Origin of the sequence: Cedecea neteri NBRC 105707 = ATCC 33855 (genome assembly GCF_001571265.1) — a bacterium.
Lineage (GTDB): Bacteria > Pseudomonadota > Gammaproteobacteria > Enterobacterales > Enterobacteriaceae > Cedecea > Cedecea neteri.
In genome coordinates, this window is sequence record NZ_BCTL01000075.1 from 1 (window position 1) to 18,328 (window position 18,328).

Genomic DNA, 18,328 nt, shown 5'->3' on the forward strand with positions numbered 1-18,328 from the left:
GAACCGCCGACCCCCTCCGTGTAAAGGAGATGCTCTACCAACTGAGCTAATCACCCATCTCTAAATCTCTTACTGTACATTCCGGGTCACCCTAAAGAGTGGTGGGTGATGACGGGCTCGAACCGCCGACCCCCTCCGTGTAAAGGAGATGCTCTACCAACTGAGCTAATCACCCCCGGTTTGTGGAGTCGCATTATAGGGACAGTTGAAAATGAGTCAACGCCTTTTCTAAAGTTTTTGTTCGTTCGTCTTAAAATTAAACGATGCGATCAAGAAACATGCATTGGCGTTTGATTTATCATCAAATTCTTCGCTTTCCTGCTATCTACAGGCATCAACATTGAGGAATTAGCGCACAGTGATAGAATGTTGCCTGTTAATTTTCCCTGGCAATTGCCGCTTTGCCGGCAAATATGTGTAACTAAGGCCGTTTAATGAAAATCAAAACTCGCTTTGCGCCAAGCCCAACAGGCTATCTGCACGTTGGCGGTGCCCGTACTGCTCTCTACTCCTGGCTGTTTGCTCGTCATAACAAAGGCGAGTTCGTGCTGCGTATAGAAGACACCGACCTCGAGCGTTCAACCCCGGAAGCCATCGAAGCGATTATGGACGGGATGAACTGGCTGAGCCTGCAGTGGGATGAGGGCCCGTACTATCAGACCAAGCGTTTTGATCGTTACAACCAGGCCATCGACGAAATGCTGGCTGCGGGCACGGCGTATAAGTGCTATTGCTCTAAAGAGCGCCTTGAGGCACTGCGTGAAGAGCAAATGGCCAATAACGAGAAACCTCGTTATGACGGTCGCTGTCGCCACAGCCATGAGCACCATGCCGATGACGAACCGTGCGTTGTGCGTTTTGCCAACCCACAGGAAGGTTCCGTCATCTTTGATGACCAAATCCGTGGCCCGATCGAATTCAGCAACCAGGAACTGGACGATCTGATCATTCGCCGTACCGATGGTTCTCCAACTTACAACTTCTGTGTAGTGGTGGACGACTGGGATATGGAGATCACCCACGTGATTCGTGGTGAAGACCATATCAACAACACGCCGCGCCAGATCAACATCCTGAAGGCGCTGAATGCACCTGTGCCGCTTTACGCCCACGTTTCCATGATCAACGGCGACGACGGCAAAAAGCTGTCTAAACGCCACGGGGCGGTGAGCGTGATGCAGTACCGCGACGACGGCTACCTGCCAGAAGCGCTGCTCAACTATCTGGTGCGCCTGGGGTGGTCCCACGGTGATCAGGAGATCTTCTCGCGTGAAGAGATGATTGAGATGTTCACCCTGAATGCGGTAAGCAAGTCAGCCAGCGCCTTCAATACTGAAAAGCTGCAGTGGCTAAACCACCATTACATCAATACGCTGGAGCCAGAGTACGTGGCTACGCACCTGCAGTGGCATATCGAGCAGGAAAATATTGATACTCGTAACGGCCCGCAGCTGTCTGAGCTGGTGAAACTGCTGGGCGAGCGCTGTAAAACTCTGAAAGAGATGGCGCAGACCTGCCGCTACTTCTATGAAGATTTCAGCGAGTTTGACGCTGACGCGGCGAAGAAGCATCTGCGCCCGGTTGCTCGTCAGCCGCTGGAAGTGGTGCGTGACAAACTGGCCGCGCTGAGCGACTGGACGGCAGAAAACGTTCACCATGCTATTCAGGCCACGGCCGATGAGCTGGAAGTCGGGATGGGCAAAGTCGGGATGCCGCTGCGCGTGGCCGTGACCGGGGCTGGGCAGTCTCCTGGCCTGGATGTGACCGTGCATGCGATTGGCAAACAGCGCTCCGTGGCACGCATCAACAAAGCGCTCGATTTCATCAGCGAGCGTGAAGCGCAGCAGTAAGCGTCGCAGAATGTAAATGTAAAAAGCCGGTGCTAAGTCACCGGCTTTTTTATTTATTCATTCTTTTGGAGTCCAAGGCGTTTTAGCAGACCTTCACTGCCTTCACGCTCAAGTATAGCGGTCATTTTTTGCTGCTCTTCTTCGGAAAGGGTACGAAGGGCGTTCAGCATCAACTGTTCTAATGGCGTTCTAAGAACGCTATAAGAGGCTACTTTTTCTCGCATATAGCGAGTGTTGTAGATAAACGTTTTTACCTGCTCTGAGATATAAATAAATCTTGCCTTGCCGCCCGGTACGCCTCGTCTTTCAGTGGTTTCCCAGTGATGTTTCTGTACCCACTGATTGATAGTCTGGCGGTTATAACCCGTCATTTCTGCCAGTTCATCGGCGGTCATTTTTTCCTTGAACATCTGCAATCCTTTATTTTCCCTGTGCCGGTAGGAAATAGCCGGGCAGCTACTCGTTGTCGCGGATACCCAGTCGCATAAGTAAACCGGCAATCCCGTCCCGTAACAGCATGGCAGACATCTTTTTCTGCTCGCCGTCGGACATTTGCTGGACTGAGTTAATCAGCAGGTTTTCCAGTGAGGCGTCGGTTGCGCTGTAGCGGGCCGTATTCTCAGTCACTCGCCTGGTGTTGTTGATAAACTCCCTTACCTGCTCATCTATATGGATAAGCCGCGCTTTTCCTCCCTGAACGCCAGGTTTAGGTGAGGTCTCCCAATTTTCTTTACGCACCCACTTATTAATGGTCTGGCGGCTGTAGCCGGTGATCACAGCCAGTTCTTCTGGTGTCATTCTTTCCTTGAGCACAGTGATTCCTTTTCATTGCGGCCGAAACGGCTTTATTAGTGGTTCATTTTATTGAACTGACTAACGCGAAACTGTGACAGAATTAACTACAACGGGATGATATGCAACCTGGAATTGCCCAGGGCGCTGGCTTTTTAGGCGATTGATCGCGGAAGAACAAATTGCCGTTGACACGCTATGTGGGGTTTCATATTATGCCGCCCGTCAACACGACAAGGTCTTTACGGTTTGGGGCTATAGCTCAGCTGGGAGAGCGCTTGCATGGCATGCAAGAGGTCAGCGGTTCGATCCCGCTTAGCTCCACCAAAATTTGAAACCCTCGCTTCGGCGAGGGTTTTTTGCTTTTCAGAACCCAATATTTCTGCTTTTGGCAATTCCTCGGTAAAAAAGTCTCTACTTATGTCTGCGTGTTCTATTATTTCTGCTGTACGGTAAGATCTACTTTTGTGCAGGCCTTAAACTTGATTCGCTCAATAAATAAACGTACCCTTACCGGCGAAAAAATGCTTTTTAAGCAACCACATAAAATTAACACCAGAGCCTATGATTATTTACAAGACGATAAAAAAAATAGCGATTGCCCTGGCGTTATGTTTACTCTTCATTCCATTTTCTCGTTATATTTCACCGACAACCCTTGTTGATGGACATAAAACCTATCTCGCCTATCTGCCGCTAAGTTTTATAATGGCAATGATTATTATTTATGGCCGATCTGCGATTTTTCCACTCACGATAGGGTCGCTGATTGTTTACGGCTGGCTGCTTGATTTAGCCGTTGCGCCGCTTGTTGCTTTTATTTTCTGCCTGCTATTTCCTTTACTGATTGCCAGTTTTATTACCCGCAGCTACGTGGGCCGCCGCTGGCGCTTTGGTTTGCCCAACAAAGGCATGGGGCCACGCATTTTCTGGCTTGGATTTGTGGCGCCGTTTACCATTAAGCTGCTGATGTATCTCACGGGCAATGTCGTTGAGTACCCACCTGAGCTGGCGCCCTTCTTCGGCGGCGGCTCGGTTATCTACATGATTGTCGATGTGCTGAACCTGGTCGTGGCTTCATTGATTTTCACGCCGTTGTTCTATTATCCACTGCGCATGTTGCTTAACCCGCATTTTGCCGTAGGCTTCTGGCGGCGCTGCGTCAGGCATTACAGGCAGGATAAGCACCGCTTCTATACGCCCTGTTGGCTGGCTGCCTGGGTTCTGTACCTGCTGCTGATGTGCTCGCCGTGGCATAGTGAGCTGATTTCCGGCTACCTGGTTCCCGTTGTTTTTGTGCTGTTTACCCTTGGTATTCGCCGCCTTGGCGGCAGGTTATCTTCCCTGCTGTGGGGCATTTCGGCATGGGTCTTGCTGACCTACAACACCGGCTTTTTACAGGGCGTGAATACGCAATATTCGCTGTCATTTATTCTTTCGGTCTTTATCTCCTTTACCGTCTGCCTGCTGTACATGGCCGCCTCCTACCATAAAAATGAATGGATGAAGCGCATTTATCATTTGCAGGCGCAGACCGATCCTTTAACAAAGCTACCTAATTTACGCGCGCTCGAAGAGCATATTGGCCTTTATCCTACGGGCGCACTTTGCTGCCTGAGAATGGCTAACTTTGAGTTTCTTAGCCGACATTACGGCATGATGATGCGCATATACTGTAAAAAAACCATCGCCAGAGAATTACAGCCGTGGCTGCTTGAGGGCGAGAAAATATTCCAGCTTCCCGGCAGTGAGTTACTTTTATTTTTATGTGGTGGGGAAACTGAAGCGCGGTTAACCTATTTCGTTGAGCAATTGAATAATAAGAAAATCCCGTGGCATAACGCCGCACTTGAAATTGAATACGGTGCTTCCTGGGGGATTGTGGATTCACCGGAGGAGCTGCAGCGTACGCTGGGGCAATTAAGTTATCTGGCCGAAAAAGCCAGCGACGTTCAGCGCGTGCTTGGTCTTGATTCCCGGCTGCAGGCTGTCTCCGGGCAAACAACCGAGCGGGTATTGCTGCTACAAAAGATTAAGCAAGCCATCGACGAAGAGGCGTTTCAGCTTTATGCGCAGCCTATTGTGAACCGCGAAGGGAAGGGCTATCACGAAATTCTCAGCCGTCTGGTGATTGATGGCCAGAACATCACGCCGGATAAATTTATTCCTATCATTGCCGAGTTCAACCTCAGTACACGCTTTGACATGATGGTCATGAAAATGCTTCTGGCCTGGCTTGCGAAGCACCCCGACGATACCCGCCAGATTCGATTCTCGGTCAATCTGATGCCGCTCACTCTCATGCAAAAAGAGATTGCTCAGCAGATTGTTGCTCAGTTTGAGGCTTATAAAGTGCCTACCAGCGCGGTGGTGATTGAAGTCACGGAGGAACAGGCGTTCTCTAATTCGGAAACGTCCAACCAAAATATTGCCCTGCTGCGCGAGAAAGGTTTTAAGATCGCTATCGATGATTTTGGAACAGGCTACGCTAACTATGAGCGCCTGAAGAAACTGCAGGCGGATATCATTAAGATAGATGGTTGCTTCGTCCGCGACATCACCAGCGATGTGATGGATAAGCTGATCGTGAAGTCCATTTGCAAGCTGGCTGCGGCCAGGTCGCTCAGCGTAGTCGCAGAGTATGTCGAAACGGAAGAGCAGCGCGAAATCCTGCTGCAGCTTGGCGTCCAGTACCTGCAGGGCTATCTGGTGGGGAAACCCGAGCCTCTGCAGCAGTTGAAGCCCTGACGCTCTCCTTTGCGCCCTAAAAAGGAATCACCGTGAGCACGTCGTTGATGAGCCATTTCCATCTGCCGATGGTTAAGACACTACGCATAACCCATGTGTGCTTTTTGTCGCTGTTTCTGCTGATAACATTCATGTTCTGGCAGCAGGGCGAGCTCTTTAACCACGGGTATCGCACCAGCCAGCTCAGCCATCTTGAAAGCGTTATCGCCCGGCTTGAAAGCAAATCTCAATATCAGATGGACAACCTGCGTTATCTGCGCCGGATGTTTATTGAAACGCTGCATGAGCCTCAGTTCACGCCGCTGTCGCAGCTTGCTGCCCGGGCCAGCAACAAAGAGACGCTGTCGCCGCTGCATATTCAAAGCTTACCCATCCCCGATAGCGTTCGGCCCTTTAAAAATCAGACTGAAGAAGAGAGAGCAAGCTTAACGCGGCGCGAGTATCAGGCGCTGCGCGACATCCAGGATCTCTTCCCGCTGGCAGGCGGAAGCAACCACCTGTCCTCGAGCATTTATTACATGTCGCGCTCCGGGGCTTTTATTGCTTCCCTGTCGCCAGATGTGAACAAACTGCTTATCCAAAGCGCTAACCCAAGGGAAATACAGGGCTCGTTTGTGCTGGGTTCACCGATGCTTAATCCCCGGCGGGAGCCTTTCTGGACGCGGCAAAACATTGCTGATACGGGTAAAACGCTGATTAACGGCTCGCTTCCCGTTGATTTTGACGATCGGTGGATTGGGCTGTTTGGTATTGCCGTCACCACGGATACGATGCGGCTGTTTCTCTCTAACGCTTTACCAGAAGACACCCACAGCGCCTATCTGCTTTTTGATAAACAGATGAACCCGTTAACTCGCGCCGTTGGCTCGCAAAATGGCTATCAGTTAAGCGAGAAGCAGCGGCAGGCGATTCTTGAAAAGCTGGCCGCTGAATCCCGGGGCACTCTTCGCTTTGGCTACGCCTATGCTACTTTCGGGCACATCACCGGAACCGGGGCAATTCTTGTCAGCGTCCAGACAATCCGGCAGGGGCTACACGAGGACTTTGGGCGCTTTAGCGTGCTGCTGGTGGTGATGTGGCTGACCGTGATTCTTATTCTGCTTGGCTCACACCGCATGATTTGTCGACTGATCCGCAACATGGGCCATTTGCAGCAGGAAATGCACCGACACGCGCTTCACGATGACCTGACCGGTGTCTTAAATCGCCGTGGTTTCTTTGAGACAACCGGGCGTATCAGCCCGCAATACGTGGATTACTCCCTGATTCAGCTGGATCTGGATCATTTCAAAAAAGTGAATGACCGCTTTGGGCATCAGGTGGGGGACCGGGTACTTATCCATGCCACGCGCTGCATCCAGCAGGCGATCCGCACCCAGGATATTGTCGGGCGTATAGGTGGCGAAGAGTTTTGTATCTACCTGCCCAATACCGATCTGCATGCGGCGATTGCCGTGGCGCAGCGGGTTCGCAAGATGCTGGTGAACACGCCTCTCAAGCTTGAGGATGAGTCTACGCTACTGGTGACGGCATCGCTGGGTGTCGCTTCCCATGAAGAAACGCCTGAGGGTGACCTGGAACACATTCAGAGCCAGGCGGATATTCGCCTGTACCGGGCGAAACAGCAGGGGCGCAATAGAGTGTGTTGGAGTGGCGAGGCAGAATTGCAGGCATAAAAAAAGCCGGTGACCAGCACCGGCTTTTTAATACGCAATAATCAGATAACCAGCGCGGCGATAGACGCCGACAGGATACTCACCAGCGTAGAACCGTAAACCAGCTTCAGGCCGAAGCGGGAAACCACGTTACCTTGTTCTTCGTTCAGGCCTTTAATCGCGCCCGCGATGATGCCGATAGAAGAGAAGTTAGCGAAGGAAACCAGGAACACGGACAGGATGCCTTCCGCGCGTGGAGACAGGGAACTGGCAATCTTCTGCAGATCCATCATGGCAACGAATTCGTTAGAAACCAGTTTGGTCGCCATGATACTGCCGACCTGCAGCGCTTCGCCGGACGGCACGCCCATCACCCAGGCAACCGGGTAGAAGATGTAGCCCAGAATGCCCTGGAAGGAGATGCCCAGCACGGCCGCGAACAGCGCGTTCAGGCCAGAAATCAGCGCGATGAAGCCAATCAGCATAGCGGCAACGATAATCGCCACTTTGAAACCTGCCAGGATGTACTCGCCGAGCATTTCGAAGAAGCTTTGACCTTCGTGCAGGTTAGTCATCTGCAGGTTTTCTTCTTTCTCATCCACGCGGTACGGGTTGATCAGCGACAGCACGATAAAGGTACTGAACATGTTCAGCACCAGCGCGGCAACCACGTATTTTGGCTGCAGCATGGTCATGTACGCGCCCACGATTGACATGGACACGGTGGACATTGCGGTCGCCGCCATGGTGTACATGCGGTTGCGCGACATCTTGCCGAGAATATCCTTATAGGCGATGAAGTTTTCTGACTGTCCCAGAATCAGCGAGCTTACGGCGTTAAAGGATTCCAGCTTACCCATACCGTTGACTTTAGAAAGCACGGTACCGATGGCACGGATAACTATCGGCAGAATGCGAATGTGCTGCAGAATACCGATCAGCGCAGAAATGAACACGATAGGGCACAGCACCTTCAGGAAGAAGAACGCCAGGCCTTCGTCATTCATTTTGCCGAAAACAAAGTTTGTCCCTTCGTTAGCGAAGCCGAGCAGTTTCTCGAACATCTCGGAGAAACCTTTTACGAAGCCCAGGCCGACGTCGGAGGTCAGGAAGAACCAGGCCAGTAACACTTCGATCACTAACAGTTGAATGACAAAGCGAATACGAATTTGCTTGCGGTTAGGGCTAACCAGCAAAGCCAGCAGCGCGACCACAGCAAGCGCTAAAACAAAGTGCAAAACGCGGGACATATTTGCTCCAAATATGAGGCAGGTTTAATTTCGTTGCACATTCTATGTAACAAGCAATAAGAAAACGAGATCAATTCCACACTATAGTGATGACCTGTGACGGAACGCAAAAATAGTGATCCACCATACATTTCTGCTATGTTAAGTAAAGAAGCTAAAAGTTACGTTAAGATGGCTTGTCGACAGTTTACACGTTGGCCAAATGTTAATCCGTTAACCGGCATCCAGATTCACCATCTCACGCCTCCTGCATATCGTTTTCAGCTATCAGAGAAATCAATTTCCCCGCACTAAATGAACTTGATAACCATTCTCATTTTGATAGCATGAAACATAGCAAAGGCTATATCTCAGAGGCAGAAGATGACAAGCAGTCGCATTGACAGCAATACCGGACGCACCGCGCGCAAGCTGCGGCTGGCGTTGATGGGGCCGGCGTTTATCGCCGCTATCGGCTACATCGATCCCGGTAACTTCGCGACCAATATCCAGGCAGGGGCGAGCTATGGTTATCAACTGCTGTGGGTGGTGGTGTGGGCTAACCTGATGGCGGCGCTGATTCAGGTGCTCTCCGCCAAGCTTGGGATCGCCACCGGCAAAAATCTCGCGGAGCAAATTCGCGACCATTACCCGCGTCCGCTGGTGTGGATTTATTGGGTTCAGGCGGAAATCATCGCCATGGCGACGGATCTCGCGGAGTTTATCGGGGCGGCCATCGGCTTCAAGCTGATCCTTGGTGTTTCGCTCTTGCAGGGCGCGGTGCTGACCGGGATCGCCACCTTCCTGATCCTGATGCTGCAAAGCCGCGGGCAGAAGCCGCTGGAAAAAGTCATTGGCGGGCTGCTGCTGTTTGTGGCTGCGGCCTACATCGTTGAACTGATTTTCTCCCAGCCGAAGGTTGCTGAACTGGGCAAAGGGATGCTGATCCCGAGCCTGCCGACCTCTGAGGCGGTATATCTTGCCGCCGGCGTGCTGGGGGCAACTATCATGCCGCACGTAATTTACCTGCACTCTTCGCTGACCCAGCACCTGCATGCGGGCAACCGGGCAGAGCGCTATTCCGCGACCAAATGGGACGTGGGGATAGCCATGACGATTGCCGGCTTCGTCAACCTGGCGATGATGGCGACCGCTGCAGCGGCGTTTCACTTCACCGGGCATACCGGCGTTGCCGAGCTGGAAGATGCCTATAAAACGCTGGAGCCGCTGTTGAGCCATGCCGCAGCCACGATTTTCGGCCTTAGCCTGGTGGCGGCAGGTTTATCATCCACGGTGGTGGGCACACTTGCCGGGCAGGTCGTCATGCAGGGTTTTGTGCGTTTTTATATCCCACTGTGGGTTCGCCGGGCTATTACCATGGCGCCGTCCTTCGTGGTCATTATGATGGGGCTCGACCCAACGCGTATTCTGGTCATGAGCCAGGTTCTGCTGAGCTTCGGGATTGCTCTGGCGCTGGTGCCGCTGCTGGTGTTTACCAGCGACAAAAAGCTGATGGGAGACCTGGTTAACGTTCGCTGGGTGAAGCTTGTCGGCTGGGCGATTGTGGCAGTGGTGGTGGCGCTCAACCTGTGGTTAATCTTCGGGACGCTGTTTGGCAACTAATCTTGCCAAATAAAGAAAAAAGGGCTGGATAATCCAGCCCTTTTTTGTCAGTGGTGGTGACCGTGGCCCCGGCCTCTGTCACGGTGATCATCTCGATCTCTCCAGCCTTCACGGTAGCCGCGTTCGTAGCTGTTGCGGCCGCGATCCCAGCCTTTGTTCCAGCCGCGGTGGTGATGCCAGCCGCGATCGCGCCATTCATAGTTTCGATGCCAGTAATCGCGGTCGCGCCATCTGCCGCCGTCCCAGTAATTACCGCGATAATCTCGATCGCCAATCTGTAATTTCACCGACGGCAGCAGGGTGATTTCACCCGCGTTAGCCACCATCGGCGCCGCGGCCAGTAAGGCAAGGGCAAGCATTAATGACCTGAACATACTTTCTCTCCCTGGTTCTCAGAGCCGTGTTGCGGCTTGTTAACACAATATTACAAACCGACAAACAGTCCGATGAACTACACAATTCCTAAATCATCAATGGCAGCACTTTTTGCACAAGCCAGCGTCTGATTCAGGGAAAGAAAGTAAGCGTTTACACTAAAATAGCCTCGATTGCAGCGCGTTCCTGCTCGCTGAAACCTCGTTTGCTGAGCATGCCCACGGCATCCTCTATCTGGCTGGTTTTACTGGCGCCAATCAATACCGACGTTATCTTTTCATCACGCAGTACCCAGGCCAGCGCCATCTGCGACAGCTTCTGCCCGCGTTTTTCTGCCAGCGCATTAAGCTTGCGGACTTTGGCCAGCTTCTCTTCCGTAATCTGGTCAGGGTTCAGGAAGCGACTGCCGCTGGCGGCACGTGAATCTGCGGGGATACCGCCCAGATAGCGGTCGGTTAGCTGGCCTCCGGCAAGCGGGGAAAAAGCGATACTGCCGACGCCTTTTTCCTGCAACATATCCAGCAGGCCGCCTTCAACCCAGCGCTCAAACAGGGAATAGCGCGGCTGGTGGATCAGGCACGGCGTACCGAGATCGTTCAGGATATTAATGGCCTGCTCTGCCCGATCTGCCGGATAGTTAGAGATCCCGACATAAAGCGCTTTGCCCTGGCGCACCACATGGTCGAGGGCGCGCATGGTCTCTTCCAGCGGCGTGTCAGGGTCCGGGCGGTGATGATAGAAAATATCAACGTATTCCAGCCCCATGCGCTTCAGGCTCTGGTCGAGGCTCGAGATCAGATATTTGCGTGAGCCCCAGTCGCCGTAGGGCCCGTCCCACATGGTGTAGCCCGCTTTGGTAGAGATAATCAGCTCGTCGCGCCAGGCCTGAAAATCTTCACGCAAAATGCGGCCAAAGTTGGACTCGGCCGAGCCCGGTGGCGGCCCATAGTTGTTGGCGAGGTCGAAATGAGTAATGCCAAGATCAAAAGCCTTTCTCAACAGCTGGCGGCTGGTTTCCAGCAGCGTTTCATCGCCAAAATTATGCCAAAGGCCGAGGGAAATAGCGGGCAATTTCAGGCCGCTGCGGCCGCAGCGACGGTACTCCATAGACGTATAGCGTTCAGGGTCAGGCTGCCAGGTCATTATTGCCATCCTTATGGGTAACAGAGAAATTAGTGTATACGCTTTCACAACCCAGAATACGCCGTATTCCACTGTAAATTCCACGTTCCACCCCCAAAATCGGATATATTCTCGACACCGATCCCGGTTACTCGATACTCACAGCAAGCCCTCATAGAAGGAAAATCCTATGCGCTACTGTGTGGCAGACTATCTTGTTGACCGGCTTAACGAAGGTGGGATCGATCACCTCTTCGGCGTGCCCGGTGACTACAACCTTGTTTTCCTCGATCACGTCATTGCGCATCCGAGGCTGGCCTGGGTGGGCTGCGCTAACGAGCTGAATGCGGCCTACGCTGCCGACGGATATGCCCGCTGCAAAGGCGCTGCGGCGCTGCTGACCACATTTGGCGTGGGTGAGCTGAGCGCGCTGAACGGCGTGGCGGGCAGCTATGCCGAGCACCTGCCCATCATTCATATTGTTGGTGCGCCAAACAGCCACGCCCAGCAGCGCGGCGAACTGCTTCATCACTCGCTGGGGGATGGGGATTTCCGCCATTTCCTGCGTATTGCTGAAGAAGTCAGCGTGGCGCAGGCTTCGCTCACGCCCGCCAATGCCTGTAGCGAAATCGATCGTGTGATCCTTGAAGCTTTGAAGCGGCAGCGCCCCGGTTACCTGTTGCTGCCGAGCGATGTGGCGGAGGCACCGGCAACGCGCCCTTCAAAACGACTCATTGCGACTGAAACGGTTGCTGAACCGGCCACTCTGGAAGCATTTCGTCATTGTGCGCAGGTGAAAATTGCCGAAAGCCGAAGCGTGGCGCTGCTGGCCGATTTTCTGGCCCTGCGTTATGGGCAGCAAAAAACGCTCCAGCAGTGGATGAACAGCACGCCCGTGCCGCATGCTTCATTGCTTATGGGAAAAGGGCTGTTTGATGAAAGCCAGCCCGGTTTTCTGGGTACCTACAGCGGGGCGGCCAGCCCGCCGCAGGTGAAGCAGGGGATTGAAGGCGCGGAGCTGGTTATCTGCGTGGGCGTGAAATTTACCGATACCATCACCGCCGGTTTCAGCCAGAAGCTAAGTCAGCAACAGACGATTGAGGTTCAGCCAGAGGCGGTAAGGGTCGGCGAGCGCTGGTTTAGCGGTATCTCAATGGCTCAGGCGATAGCTATTTTGCAGCCGCTGTGCGCTCGGCAGGCCGCCTCCTGGCCTGAAGCAAAGCAAAGGCCGCCAGCGCTCCCTGCCTGCGAAAGCGGCAAGCTGGACCAGCACGCTTTCTGGCAAACCCTGCAAGATGCCTTACAGCCTGGCGATATCATTCTGGCCGATCAGGGCACGGCGGCCTTTGGCGCGGCGGCGTTGACTCTGCCTGCAGGCGTGACATTTATCGTCCAGCCGCTCTGGGGATCGATCGGTTTTACGCTGCCCGCAGCGTTTGGGGCGCAAACCGCGTGGCCGAACAGGCGCGTACTTTTGCTGATAGGCGACGGCTCCGCCCAGCTCACTATTCAGGAGTTGGGCAGCATGCAGCGCGACGGCCAGAAACCGGTCATCCTGCTGCTGAATAACGAGGGTTACACTGTTGAGCGCGCTATTCATGGCCCTGAACAGCGCTACAACGACATTGCCGCCTGGGACTGGACCCGCCTGCCGCAGGCGATGAACGTGGATAGCCAGGCCGAATGCTGGCGAGTCACCGAAACCGCGCAGCTTGCCGCAGTGATGGAAAAACTGGCCAGCCCGGAGAGGCTGGCGCTGGTGGAAGTGGTTCTGCCGAAGCAGGACATTCCAGAGTTGCTAAGAGCGGTGACGACTTCGCTGGGTAAACGCAACTCGGAAATGGAGCATTAATTAGCGGTTTGGCCGTCCGGCCATCATCAACGGTTTACCCGCCAGCAGGAGCCAGGCGGGTAGCATCACGATGCACAGCAAGGGCAGGAGTTTGACGTCCGGCACGACGGCCATCGCCATAAACAGGCTCAGCCAGCCGTCACGCGTCACCACCAGTACCATGCCAAGGACGGCGCAGGAGAGCGTAATTGCGGCAGGAACTGCCTCCACATGTTGGTGCAGCATCATGCCCAACGCGACGCCCACAAACACAGCCGGGAAAATACGCCCACCCCGAAAACCGCTGGCGGCAGCGATAATCAGCGCGGCCAGCTTCACCACGGCAAACAGCAGCAGTGATGAAACGGAGAAGTCGGAGATAGCCAACTGCCGCATCTCATCCAGCCCCTTAAACATCGTGACCTCGCCGCCGATTATTCCCAACAGGCCCAGCAAAAATCCGCCAGCGCCGAGAATAAGCACCGGATTTTTTAGCTGGTGCATCAGGCGGTGCAGCCTTGGCAGGCACCAGACGCCCACCATGCCCATCGCAATGGCGATAACCGCGACAACCGCCCCGCTGAACAGATCTTCAATGTGCATTTCCGGGTAGCTGGCAACCGGCAGGGCAAAGTGCGGTTGAAAGAAAATACTGGTGGTTAAAGCCCCCGCCGACGCGGCCATTAGCGGCGCGAAGAGTCTGTCCCACAGCGGCACTTCGTTATTCCCGCCGAGGGTTTGCGAAAAGATAAGCGCAGCGGCTACCGGTGTGCCGAATAAAGCGCCGACGGTGCCCGCAGCGGCGAGGATAGTCCAGTCCAGCGGACTAACTTTCGGTAACACACGGGCACCCAGCGCCACCGCGAGTGCAATATTCACTGCCATAATCGGGTGCTCAGGCCCCAGGCTTACGCCGCCGGCAAGGCCAATCACCAGCGCCATAACCAGGCCCGGAATGGCCATCGCCGGCACGGGTGCCCCGATAAGCGGTTCGGTAGCCGGATCTGGCCCGCCGTGGCCCGGTAAAAAACGAATAACCAGCCCGACGGCGACGCCGGTCAGGGTTAAAATAAGCAGTATCCAAAACGGGGACTGAGGATCGTAGCCGCGCGCCGCTGGCAGCGTGGCCCACAGGTACTCCTGCAGCGCAGCGGCGACCTTCATAACGACAATTAACACCAGGCTGGATAAGACGCCGATAATCAGAGCCGGAATGGAAAGTACCAGCATGGTTCTGGCTCGCGGATGGAGCATAGTCAATCCTTACAATGGGAAGTCGCACGGTGCAAAAACGGAAAGTCTTAAGCCGCATTGCAAATAGAGCTGAAACGGTAAAGCCAGAATGTGACCTGGTTCAACAATCGCGCCGCGCCTGGATGATGGTCGTTGTTGTTTCGGCTGGCTAATTTTACAGTGTTGCCAGAACTTATTCTGACTTTAGCGGAGCTGTTTGAGAATGACAAAATATGCTTTGGTGGGAGATGTAGGCGGCACCAATGCACGTCTGGCGCTATGCGATTTGAGCACGGGTGATATTTCACAGGCAAAGACTTACTCCGGCCTTGATTTTCCAAGCCTGGAAGCGGTGATTCAGCACTACCTCAAAGAACATAACATCAGCGTGCAGTCAGGCTGCGTGGCGATTGCCTGCCCGATAAACGGGGACTGGGTGGAAATGACCAACCACACTTGGGCGTTTTCAACCGCCGAAATGAAGCAAAACCTGGGCTTCGAACATCTGGAAATTATCAACGACTTTACCGGCGTTTCAATGGCCATTCCGGCGCTGAAAAAAGAGCATCTGATTCAGTTCGGCGGCGGCGAGCCTGTGGCAGGCAAACCGGTGGTGGTTTACGGGGCGGGTACCGGGCTGGGCGTTTCTCACCTGGTTCACGTCGACAAACGCTGGATCAGCCTGCCGGGCGAGGGCGGCCACTCGGATTTTGCGGCGAACAGCGAAGAAGAGGGCATTATCCTGGAGCAGCTGCGCAAAGAGCTTGGACACGTTTCCAACGAGCGCATTCTCTCCGGGCCGGGCCTGCTGAATCTTTACCGTGCCATTGTTAAGGCCGACGGTCGCGAACCGGAAAACTACCAGCCGAAGGACATTACCGAAAAAGCCGTGGACGACACCTGCACCGACTGCCGCCGCGCGCTGTCGCTGTTCTGCGTGATCCTTGGGCGTTTTGGCGGTAACCTGGCGCTGAACATGAGCACTTTTGGCGGCGTGTACATCGCCGGCGGTATTGTGCCGCGCTTCCTGGAGTTCTTTAAGGCTTCAGGCTTCCGCGGTGGGTTTGAAGACAAAGGCCGCTTCAAAGAGTTCGTGAAGGATATTCCCGTTTATCTCATCGTTCACGATCAGCCGGGGCTGCTGGGCGCCGGGGCGCACCTGCGTCAGACGTTGGGCCACGTCCTGTAATACCGTGCGGGCGCATAGCGCCCGTCCGTTTCCCTCTCTACAGGCGCATCAGCTGCCTGAACTCTTTCACCTTGCTGCGGCTCACCGGCACCTGAAAATCCAGGTCACGTAGGCGCAGAATATAGGTATTGTTAAACCACGGTTCTATCTCACGGATTTTGCTCAGGTTCACCACATAAGAGCGGTGGCAGCGGAAGAAGTGACTCTCCGGCAGGCGGCTGCAAAATTCGGTAATGTTCATCGGCATGACGTAAGACTCGCGGCGCGTATAGACGAAGGTCATCTTCTCGTGGGCTTCCGCGTAGTAAATATCGTTGATGTCGGTGACGATAATTCGCTCGTCTTTGATCAAGTTTATCGTCGTGGCGTCACGGTTTTCATGGCTTGCGGCAGGCTGTGAGGTTTGCTGCTGATAAGCGGCCTCAAGCTTTTGCAGCATGCCAATAATGCGCGACTCCTGATAAGGCTTCAGGATGTAGTCAAACGCTTCCAGCTCAAAGGCTTCCACCGCATGCTCTTTCCAGGCGGTAATAAACACAATGAACGGCCTGTGGGCAAATTTGCTGATGTTCTGCGCCAGCAGCACGCCGTCCAGTGAAGGAATATTGATGTCGAGGAAGATGGCGTCAACTTCGTGATGCTGCAAATATTTCAGCACGTCCATGCCATCGTCGAAAGAGGCGACAATCTCCATTTCACTGTGGTTTTTGATGAGCCAACTCAGCTCCTGCTGCGCCAGAAACTCATCTTCTACGATAATGACCTTCATGCTTCTCTCCCTTCCAGTGGGCGCGGCGCGGCGGTGGGGACATAGCGCGGCACGTAAAAGGCGATTTCGGTACCGGGTTCCAGGCGGCGGATGATCAGCCCTTCGCCGTAGAGCAACTGCACGCGGTGATGCACGTTCAGCAGGCCAATTTTATTCCCCGGCATTTCGTTATTTTCCACGCGCTCGATCACCTTAGGATCTATGCCGTGGCCGGTATCACGCACCGCAATGCGCACCCGGTTGCCGCTCTCTTCAATACTTATCGTCACCACGCCCTTACCTTTACAGGGCTGAATGCCGTGCACGATGGCATTTTCCACCAGTGGCTGGATAAGCAGGCTGGGAATGCGGCAGTTGACCTCTTCATCAATGTTATAGATAACCGTCAGCTTGTCGCCGAAGCGCGCCTGCTCAATGGCAATATAATCCTTGATTTGATATAGCTCCTTACGGATATCAATCTGCTCGTCGTCGTTCAGCTCGATGTTATAGCGCAGGTAGCGTGACAGGTTGACGATAAGCTGGCGCGCGGTATCCGGATTCATGCGGATAGAAGAGGATATTGCATTCAGCGCATTGAACAGGAAGTGTGGGTTTATCTTGCTTTGCAGCGCTCTCAGCTCCGCCTTGTTGGCCATTTCACGCAGCTGTTCCGCGCGTGAAACCTCAAGCTGGGTCGAAATAATCTGTGACAGGCCGACGGCCATTTCCTGCAGCGTCGACGTTATCTGATGGGCGTGGCGGTAATAGATTTTCAGGGTGCCGGTCACCACGCCTTTTTCCCACAGCGGGATAATGATTAAGGAGTGAATTTCCGGGGTACGCCAGGCTTCATCATCGTTGCGGATGATAATGCGCCCTTCTTTCAACGCCTGACGGGTGCGAGGGCTGAAGGCCTGATCGTTCTCATGGTAGTTATTCTCGCCAAGTCCGACGTAGGCCAGCACTTTTTCGGTATCGGTAATGGCCACCGCATCCGCGTCGATATCCTGACGAATAATCTTGCAAACCTGGCGCAGTGACTCGCTGTTAACCTTGCGGAACAGCGGCAGCGTTTTGTTGGCGATATCCAGCGCCAGTTTGGCCTGGCGGGCGGCGCTGGCCTCTTTCTCGCCCTCGACGCTTTGCACCAGCAGGATAATAAAGCCGATAGACACCGAGCCGAGGATCATTGGCACGCCGATTTTAGAGACGATATCAAGGCCGAGCTCGGTGCTTGGCGCCCAAAGCACAACCAGAATCATGGTCATCGTTTCGCAGAGCATGCCGCCGATGATCCCCACCCGCCAGTGCTTCTCTTTCGGCACTTTGCGGTTGATCCAGCCAGCAATTATCCCCGCCAGAATGCTGGTGATAAAGCAGGGAATTGCGGTGATGCCGCCGATATCAATCAGGTAGCGGTGCGTCCCGGCGATAAGCCCGGTAATAATGCCCACCCACGGGCCAAATAAAATGCCGCCGGACATCACCGCGATAATACGCACGTTGACCAGCGAGCCCTCAACAGGCACGCCGGACCAGGTACTGAACAAGGCGAACATCGAGAAGATAGCGGTGACCGCCAGCAGCTCTTTTGGCGTGTGGGCGCTTTTGTGCAGCAGTTCGCGGAACAGTCGAATGCGAATCAGGAAGAAAAGGCAAATAAGCATCAGCGCCGCGCGATCGAATACCGCCAGCAACATAGTAAAAATTTCGTGCACGGGATACTCGCGTGGCTTAGAAGGGAAGCGCTAATGATAAGGAAATTTGGAGGGGGAAGAAAGTTCAGGACGAAGTATTCCCTCCTCCTTCCAGCTATCTCGTATTCACAAATACGCTCTATGAAGGATCAACTAAGGTTCCGTTCACTTCCAGAGCTGCTTCATATGCAGTCACCGCAACGGTGAACGACTCGGGGAAGTCACCGTCACTT

The 18,328-nt window shown here is 54.0% G+C and carries 14 protein-coding genes and 2 tRNA genes; 7 read left to right on the forward strand and 9 right to left on the reverse strand.

Annotated elements, in window-relative coordinates; all coding sequences use genetic code 11:
* Nucleotides 1-99: 99 nt before the first annotated feature.
* Nucleotides 100-175: transfer RNA gene (locus tag CNE01S_RS22545), tRNA-Val, on the reverse strand.
* A gap of 259 nt (nt 176-434) precedes the next feature.
* On the opposite strand from CNE01S_RS22545, the gene gltX reads away from it, so the two are divergent.
* Complete coding sequence (gene gltX, locus CNE01S_RS22550) at nt 435-1,850, forward strand: glutamate--tRNA ligase (RefSeq protein WP_061278761.1); 1,416 nt, start codon at nt 435-437, stop codon at nt 1,848-1,850.
* Between the two features lie 53 nt (nt 1,851-1,903).
* Here the strand turns inward: gltX and CNE01S_RS22555 are convergent, their stop codons facing one another.
* Both CNE01S_RS22555 and CNE01S_RS22560 read right to left on the reverse strand, forming a co-directional pair.
* Nucleotides 1,904-2,260: a YfeC-like transcriptional regulator gene (locus CNE01S_RS22555; protein ID WP_061278763.1), complete on the reverse strand. Its 357-nt coding sequence runs from the start codon at nt 2,258-2,260 to the stop codon at nt 1,904-1,906.
* A 46-nt stretch (nt 2,261-2,306) separates the two neighbouring features.
* Nucleotides 2,307-2,663 (reverse strand): YfeC-like transcriptional regulator, encoded by a 357-nt coding sequence (locus tag CNE01S_RS22560; RefSeq protein ID WP_061278765.1) that lies wholly within the window; start codon nt 2,661-2,663, stop codon nt 2,307-2,309.
* 230 nt (nt 2,664-2,893) lie between these two features.
* On the opposite strand from CNE01S_RS22560, the gene CNE01S_RS22565 reads away from it, so the two are divergent.
* From CNE01S_RS22565 to CNE01S_RS22575, 3 genes are all read left to right on the forward strand, one after another.
* A tRNA-Ala gene (locus CNE01S_RS22565) sits at nt 2,894-2,969 on the forward strand.
* A 237-nt stretch (nt 2,970-3,206) separates the two neighbouring features.
* Nucleotides 3,207-5,390: an EAL domain-containing protein gene (locus CNE01S_RS22570; protein WP_061278767.1), complete on the forward strand. Its 2,184-nt coding sequence runs from the start codon at nt 3,207-3,209 to the stop codon at nt 5,388-5,390.
* Between the two features lie 32 nt (nt 5,391-5,422).
* Nucleotides 5,423-7,066: a diguanylate cyclase gene (locus CNE01S_RS22575; RefSeq protein ID WP_082763276.1), complete on the forward strand. Its 1,644-nt coding sequence runs from the start codon at nt 5,423-5,425 to the stop codon at nt 7,064-7,066.
* Nucleotides 7,067-7,107: 41 nt separating this feature from the next.
* Here the strand turns inward: CNE01S_RS22575 and CNE01S_RS22580 are convergent, their stop codons facing one another.
* Complete coding sequence (locus CNE01S_RS22580; RefSeq protein ID WP_061278771.1) at nt 7,108-8,295, reverse strand: NupC/NupG family nucleoside CNT transporter; 1,188 nt, start codon at nt 8,293-8,295, stop codon at nt 7,108-7,110.
* 345 nt (nt 8,296-8,640) lie between these two features.
* Here CNE01S_RS22580 and CNE01S_RS22585 point away from each other — a divergent pair, with 345 nt between their 5' ends.
* Nucleotides 8,641-9,897: an Nramp family divalent metal transporter gene (locus CNE01S_RS22585; RefSeq protein ID WP_303621196.1), complete on the forward strand. Its 1,257-nt coding sequence runs from the start codon at nt 8,641-8,643 to the stop codon at nt 9,895-9,897.
* Between the two features lie 47 nt (nt 9,898-9,944).
* Here CNE01S_RS22585 and CNE01S_RS22590 read toward each other — a convergent pair whose 3' ends face one another.
* On the reverse strand, nt 9,945-10,271 hold the full coding sequence (locus tag CNE01S_RS22590; RefSeq protein WP_061278775.1) for a DUF2502 domain-containing protein: 327 nt from the start codon (nt 10,269-10,271) through the stop codon (nt 9,945-9,947).
* A 154-nt stretch (nt 10,272-10,425) separates the two neighbouring features.
* A complete protein-coding gene (gene mgrA / locus CNE01S_RS22595) occupies nt 10,426-11,415 on the reverse strand; it encodes an L-glyceraldehyde 3-phosphate reductase (RefSeq protein WP_061278777.1) in 990 nt (329 codons plus the stop codon).
* Between the two features lie 169 nt (nt 11,416-11,584).
* Between mgrA and CNE01S_RS22600 the strand changes: the two genes are divergently transcribed.
* Nucleotides 11,585-13,246, forward strand: a complete 1,662-nt coding sequence (locus tag CNE01S_RS22600; RefSeq protein WP_061278779.1) for an alpha-keto acid decarboxylase family protein — start codon at nt 11,585-11,587, stop codon at nt 13,244-13,246.
* Here CNE01S_RS22600 and CNE01S_RS22605 read toward each other — a convergent pair whose 3' ends face one another.
* Nucleotides 13,247-14,479: an ion channel protein gene (locus CNE01S_RS22605; protein WP_061278781.1), complete on the reverse strand. Its 1,233-nt coding sequence runs from the start codon at nt 14,477-14,479 to the stop codon at nt 13,247-13,249.
* A 202-nt stretch (nt 14,480-14,681) separates the two neighbouring features.
* Between CNE01S_RS22605 and glk the strand changes: the two genes are divergently transcribed.
* Nucleotides 14,682-15,647: a glucokinase gene (glk, locus tag CNE01S_RS22610; RefSeq protein WP_061278784.1), complete on the forward strand. Its 966-nt coding sequence runs from the start codon at nt 14,682-14,684 to the stop codon at nt 15,645-15,647.
* 37 nt (nt 15,648-15,684) lie between these two features.
* Here glk and CNE01S_RS22615 read toward each other — a convergent pair whose 3' ends face one another.
* Nucleotides 15,685-16,416, reverse strand: a complete 732-nt coding sequence (locus CNE01S_RS22615; protein WP_039305288.1) for a LytR/AlgR family response regulator transcription factor — start codon at nt 16,414-16,416, stop codon at nt 15,685-15,687.
* Nucleotides 16,413-18,116, reverse strand: a complete 1,704-nt coding sequence (locus CNE01S_RS22620) for a sensor histidine kinase (protein WP_061278785.1) — start codon at nt 18,114-18,116, stop codon at nt 16,413-16,415. Before CNE01S_RS22620 ends, CNE01S_RS22615 begins: the two co-directional genes overlap by 4 nt.
* Nucleotides 18,117-18,328 lie beyond the last annotated feature (212 nt).